The organism is Prevotella sp. MGM2 (genome assembly GCF_002933955.1).
Lineage (GTDB): Bacteria > Bacteroidota > Bacteroidia > Bacteroidales > Bacteroidaceae > Alloprevotella.
Map to the genome: position 1 here is coordinate 1 of NZ_BEWW01000173.1, position 6,110 is coordinate 6,110.

7 protein-coding genes are annotated in these 6,110 nt (G+C 40.6%); 5 read left to right on the forward strand and 2 right to left on the reverse strand.

Features of this window, described 5'->3' with window-relative positions; all coding sequences use genetic code 11:
• Positions 1–319 precede the first annotated feature (319 nt).
• The 3 genes from C5S62_RS04330 to C5S62_RS04340 all read left to right on the forward strand — a co-directional run bounded on the left by C5S62_RS04330 (position 320) and on the right by C5S62_RS04340 (position 3,292).
• A complete protein-coding gene (locus tag C5S62_RS04330) occupies positions 320–898 on the forward strand; it encodes a DUF6621 family protein (RefSeq protein ID WP_104404221.1) in 579 nt (192 codons plus the stop codon).
• Positions 899–977: 79 nt separating this feature from the next.
• The gene (locus C5S62_RS04335; protein WP_223301134.1) at positions 978–1,487 is read left to right on the forward strand and encodes a nitroreductase; all 510 of its coding nucleotides are present in this window, start codon (positions 978–980) and stop codon (positions 1,485–1,487) included.
• A gap of 230 nt (positions 1,488–1,717) precedes the next feature.
• Positions 1,718–3,292, forward strand: coding sequence for a site-specific integrase (locus C5S62_RS04340; RefSeq protein ID WP_104404216.1), 1,575 nt, complete (start codon positions 1,718–1,720; stop codon positions 3,290–3,292).
• 164 nt (positions 3,293–3,456) lie between these two features.
• Here the strand turns inward: C5S62_RS04340 and C5S62_RS04345 are convergent, their stop codons facing one another.
• Positions 3,457–4,329, reverse strand: coding sequence for a hypothetical protein (locus tag C5S62_RS04345; RefSeq protein WP_104404217.1), 873 nt, complete (start codon positions 4,327–4,329; stop codon positions 3,457–3,459).
• 57 nt (positions 4,330–4,386) lie between these two features.
• On the opposite strand from C5S62_RS04345, the gene C5S62_RS04350 reads away from it, so the two are divergent.
• Positions 4,387–4,554 carry an NUMOD3 domain-containing DNA-binding protein gene (locus tag C5S62_RS04350; protein WP_104404218.1) on the forward strand — a complete coding sequence of 56 codons (168 nt, stop codon included), beginning with the start codon at positions 4,387–4,389 and terminating at the stop codon, positions 4,552–4,554.
• Positions 4,555–4,853: 299 nt separating this feature from the next.
• Positions 4,854–5,483 (forward strand): recombinase family protein, encoded by a 630-nt coding sequence (locus C5S62_RS04355; RefSeq protein ID WP_104404219.1) that lies wholly within the window; start codon positions 4,854–4,856, stop codon positions 5,481–5,483.
• Positions 5,484–5,547: 64 nt separating this feature from the next.
• Here C5S62_RS04355 and C5S62_RS04360 read toward each other — a convergent pair whose 3' ends face one another.
• Positions 5,548–6,036, reverse strand: coding sequence for a hypothetical protein (locus tag C5S62_RS04360; protein ID WP_104404220.1), 489 nt, complete (start codon positions 6,034–6,036; stop codon positions 5,548–5,550).
• Positions 6,037–6,110 lie beyond the last annotated feature (74 nt).

Here is a 6,110-nt window from a genome sequence, read left to right on the forward strand (position 1 = left end):
TGTAACAGCCAAGCGGGACTCTCCACCGGAAAGTCCCGCTTTTTCGATGTTTTCAAGGTCTTTTTCCGCCATTTTTGGCCGTATTGTTTCCTGAAACTCCCCGTATTGGAATTCAAATTCCAAGTATTCGTGTTAAAATTCCGATACGGACTTTTCCAACTCTAAGTATTGGAGTTGGAAAAATACATGTTTAAAATGTTTCAGAAAGTTAAAAATGTTAAAGTCGGGAGGGATGCTTTACGTTCGTTTCCGGCTTGAAAGGCCATAGGAATGGAAATAAATGTGTAAGTTTGCACAAAATAACGAAAAGACTGATAACATGGAGCAAGCTAAATGGAGTGAAAATGTCATCCTTGTGGATGCGGGATATTTGGACCGTGTGGCATTTGATCTCACCGTTAACTTTGAGCGTATGATCAACCGTCCGGTTCCTGCTGCCGATCTCTGTCACTGGCTCGACTGTGTAGCTCTTGACGGTGGCATCACCCCTAGGGCAAATGAGATACAGGCCGTTTTTCTGTACAGCCGTAGCACACCGGGATTGCGGCATTTCAATCCTGGCAGTTTGAAGGACGAACTTGACGGCAAGGCTTTTCGTGATAATCTGGGTGAATTTACCCTTCTTTCATTTCCGGTGGAGGAGGTGGTGTCGGCCGAAGATTTTTTTATAGAATCGCTGGAGCATATCGTTGGCGCTGAGGAGGTGAAACGTGTGATGGTGGTGGCCGACATGGAAACGTGCGGCAACCGCGTGAAGCGCGTTGCGGGCCAGGCACAGGAGAAAGATATCACGCTCTTTGCTATGGAGCCGCTGACCGGACGCGGGTTTAACGGCGAAATATTGGGCTATTCGCTAATGAGTGCCTTGGGCATCCGCGGCGAAGAACTGGGAGGCTGAGCGCTCTGCAGTTTCCGCCTGATTCAGCCTGAAGTATTCTGTTTAAATGAAATAGATTATGAACCAAGCAATAGAAAATATGAAAACGCGGCGCAGCGTGCGCAAGTTTAAGGCGGATGCCGTGCCGCAGGAGTTGATAGGCCAGGTTATTGAAGCCGGCACTTTTGCCGCCAGCGGACACGACCGGCAGCCATGGGCCGTCATAGCCGTGACTGACGAAGATGTGCGCCGGCGCCTTTCACAGGTGAATGCCTCTTTCTTCGACATGGATGTGAAAGATCCCTTCTACGGTGCGCCGGTTGTCATCATCGTCCTTGTCAAGAAACGTACGCCCACTTATCTGTATGACGGTACGCTCTGCATCGGTAACATGATGCTTGCCGCCCATAGTCTGGGGCTGGCTTCATGCTGGATACATCGCGCACGCCAGACTTTTGAATTGCCTGAATGGCAGGAATGGCTGGCCGGAGTGGGGCTCGACATGACAGAGGAATGGGAAGGTGTTGGACATGTGGCTTTAGGATATGCCGCAGGCGACCTTCCGGTGGCCCGGCCGCGCAAGGAGGGCCGCGTGTTTTATGTGAAATGACATTCCGGTATTGCTCTTCCGTTTCTTATTAAAAAAACTGTCATCCTGTGGAGAACAAGTTGAAACACCGCATTCTTTTTATATGTCTCGGCAACGAATAAGAAAATTTTAGCAAATTATTTAATCCTAATACTCATAGTGTTAGGATTATTTTGTATCTTTGCAATGTAAACCGAATCAACGGTTTTATTTCAAATAATGTAAACCACAAGGTAAACCATTTGCAAGGTATGAAACGTAATTTACCGACCATCACACCTATACTATATACAAGCAAGACGCTTGCCAACGGCGAGCATCCTATTATGTTGCGAGTATGCTATAACGGCAAACGCACATATAAAAGTATCGGTATATCCTGCAAACCGTCCGAATGGAACAAGGATAAAAACAAGGTAAAAGGAAGTTGCGCCAGTAGCCTCAACACCATTATAACACGTGAACTGACTAAGGCAAACGATTATGTTTTGTCGTTAGAAGGCAAAGACGATTACACAGCCTCCACCATTATTAAACACCTCTCAAAATCTGCTCCCACTCAAATAACATTATATTCACTCTTTGAAGAACGGATTACTTTTTTCAAAGAAGAAAAACAAAGTCATAATAACGCCGTTGGATATCGTACATTGCTCAACCGTATCAAAAGATATACTGATAACGTTGATTTAGAATTATTTGAGATAACTCCAAGTTGGCTATCAGAATTTGAAGAACACCTCCGATGCCATTACTCGGATAATTCCATTAGAAAATTTTTTGACTGCTTTAAGGCGATTTTCAACTATGCCAAGCGGCAAGATTACATTAAAGAGACTCCATTTTCCAACTTTACTTTTAGTAAGAAGTTAAACACTCAGACGCGGAAAAGAGCCTTAACCATTGATGAGATTACCAAGTTGATGAGGTATTATTATCAGCGTTATGGTATGTTAGGAATTGAAGATAACAACGTACTCGGAGAACACGACCTCAAGCAATATTGGGTTAATCAAAAGTTCAAATTGAAAGGTCAGAACAAGCTCACGCCGATAAATGCCGAGCAATTTTCATTAGCTTTATATCTTACATCTTATTTGTTTCAAGGATTAGCATTGGTAGATATTGCCAATCTGAAGTTAAAAGATTTACACTTAGTTGAATTTGTTGATGACGAAAAATTTCAGCGAGATTCAGCCTTACACGGCGTTGACTATGCTGAAGAACATAAACGCACCGTTTTGCATTACGACATCAGCACCTACCGAGCCAAGACGCACCACCATACACGGATCGTAGTTGAAACCGCTAATATGATGCCCTACCTCAATCCGTTTGGCAGTTATTTTGACGATTATAGCCAATTAGAAGATGAGGATATGGAGCGTTATCTTTTTCCGATTTTTGACCATCAGAACGATTCGGCAGAAGTGAAATTTTGCCGTATGACCTACATGAATTATTTAGTTAATGTCAATCTGAAACGTATCGCCAAACGGTTAGGGATGCCGCCTATTACATTTTATTCGGCACGTCATAGTTATGCAAGTCAGTTATACCACGCTAACGTCCCCATCGGCCTCATCGCTCAGAACATGGGGCGCAATCCGTCCGAGATACAAACCTATCTTAAAGAGTTTGACCCCATCAATATTGTTGAGGCTAACAATAAGTCATTAATTGTCGGTCAAGATATATTCAAGGAAATATCGGCAAAGGAAGAAAAAAAGCGTCATGACGAAATCCGAGAAGCGTTAAAAGCAAAGGGAGATACGGAAGGGTTAGCAAGATACGAGGCTTATCTGAAATGGAAATCAGAACATTAATTTAATTAACTTGCCTCAAGGTATCCTCTGTTTCAGATAGATTAATCTCAAATTGGACTTTAACGACCTATCCGTTCCGTATATTAAAATTTTTATTTTTTTGTAATCTCGGTCTATTAACCAATAGCCCCAAAATACACCGTTTCAGAACTTATATAATATGTTTACAAGCCTTTAAGAGCCTCATCAAGTATGTTTATCGGTTTTCGGTTTTTTCGTAGGTGTATGACCCTATCAAGTAGGTGAGAAAATACCGTTAACAATACGTCCTCATCATCTAAACGAACATAAAGAAACTCATCGCTTATACCAAGAGCATCAAGGGTTTTCTTTAATAATTTGTGATTTTTACACGTTATTTCAACCCGATACATTATCGAGTGAAATCCAGTTTTCTCCTGGATATAATACTTACTGCTTTCTTGCTCAATCTCTTTTTTCTTGTTATACGTTTTCATTGACAAGGTGCTTTTATCGTTCTTTACAACCATTTGAGGATTCGCAAATAGTCTATGCCGAGGATTCCACCATGACAAGAAACCGACACCAAACACCTCCTTATTATCTGCTTTCCGACCATTTATTATAAGGTCATACGTATCATCCTTATATTGCCGTATAAGGTGTTTTTCAACGTTAAAGTTGAAATCTACGGCTATATCAAATTTTGAAATCTGCAAAAATTTCAAATTTAGAGCCATCTCAATATAGTACCGAGCCGACACTAACCACGAATAAAGAGCCTCATTTTCGTAAGTTATATAAACATTCTGACGATTTTTATTGAACGAGCCGAAACGCATATATCCGACTATCCGCTTGAACTCCCCTCTGCTTTCGCTCCAATCTTTACACCATATTACAAACTCATTCTTATAATAACGAGAATCGGAGCGTTTCAACATAATCTCCTTGTTTTCTCCAAAATAATAAGTCGTATCGTCTGACGAAAGATATTCCTTCATTTCGTCAGTTGTCGTATATGTTATTTCAAGAGCATCTATTGATACTTGATATAAATATTGTTTTCTGCTCATTTTTCAAATTTGTAAGATATTTATAAATATATAACAAATTCAATAAAGTTCAAAATTATGACGAAAAGAATCAGAAGAAAATTGTCCGAAGCCACCAAGTTTAAGATGAGGCTCGCAAAATTAGGCAATAAGAACCCTATGCACGGCAAACACCATTCGGAAGAAACCAAGCGAAAAATCAGTAAGGCTCTGACCGATTATTGGCGCACAATTCCATTAGGTTAAACTATGGTTGCTATAGGGATGTTGTTTAAGTAGTATTTCAGCACATATTTCAACGCTATACATCCTGATTATAAGATTGTTGAAGTTATTAATTTGTTTAATTTCATACGTACTTTAACCCTTATACATCGGAACGTTAAAGATTTTATTGCCCCAAAATGTATTCTTTAGAAAGTGTATTCAAATAAATCTACAAACCCATTCAAAGAACACGATTAAATGTAGTCAAAATAATCAAAGAATTATTTGCATACATCAAAATAAATTACTACCTTTGCATTGTAAAAAAAACAAAGACGATGAAAGCAATAATCTACGCACGAGTATCAAGCACCACCGACCGACAGAATACGGCACGCCAGATTGCCGACCTTACCAAGTATGCCGAATATAAGGGCATGGAAGTCGTAAAGACGTTTGAAGAAAAGATAAGCGGAGCAAAGAAGAATAACGAGCGACCCATCTTTGTTGAGGCTCTTGACTACTGCAAGACTAATAAGGTAGATATGCTTTTGGTATCGGAACTTTCTCGACTCGGAAGAAACGCTTTTGAAGTTCTTGAAACCGTTAAGATGTTAGTTGACGAGGGTGTAAATCTCTATATGCAAAAGGAGCAATTCACGCTTTTGGACGAGGAAGGCAAGCCGTCTATGTTTGCCCCCATTATGATTGCAACCCTTTCAACCTGCGCTCAGTTGGAACGTGAAAACATTAAATTCCGTCTGAATAGTGGCCGTCAGCTTTACATAGACAAAGGCGGTAAACTCGGCAGAAAAGAAGGCTCTACAAAATCAAAGGAAGAGAAAGCCGAAGAATACAAGCAAGTTATTAGAGAGTTGAAACGAGGAACAAGTATCAGAAAAACCGCCAAGTTATGCGATGTTTCCGTTTCAACCGTCCAGCGAATCAAAGCCGAATTTGGCATTTAATTTAATTAATAATGGATGGCATTCGGTTTGAGTGCCACCCATTATTTTTCTTTTACGCTTTAACTTAAAAGTCAAATTTCAGCACACCGTTAAGGGTAAGGGCGTTTGAACCGTCTGAAAGTTTATAGTTGTTGAATTTCAGCGTTATGGCCGATGAGGTTACATCTTGTACGAGTATAGAGCCACCTTCTTCCTCATCAAAGATAGTTGCTGAGGTTTGAGCCGTAAAGTATTTAACTTTAGCATTTGTTATAGTCAGCAATTGACCTTTAGAAGATTCACTTACGGCCTTTGTGTCTATTGTCATTTCAACCCACGGATATTCTCCTTTTGAGGTTGATAGTTGCGCTTGGAATGTTGCAACATCTTGTGCTTCTATGTTTTGAACCCATGCCCAATCATCGTTAGTGCCAAAGGCTGTGCCGTTGATTGTAAAGGAACTTTTGGAGTCGTTGCCTCCGTTGGGTTCATCGTCATCATCCCCGCACGAGGTAAGCGAGAACGACATTGTAGCAAAGAGTGCCACGAAAAAAAGGTATAAATACTTTTTCATTGTCTTTAATTGTACTTTTAATGGGTCAAGCCGAAAACACGGTGCATGAATTTTGAGAAAAGTGTTAAATTTGT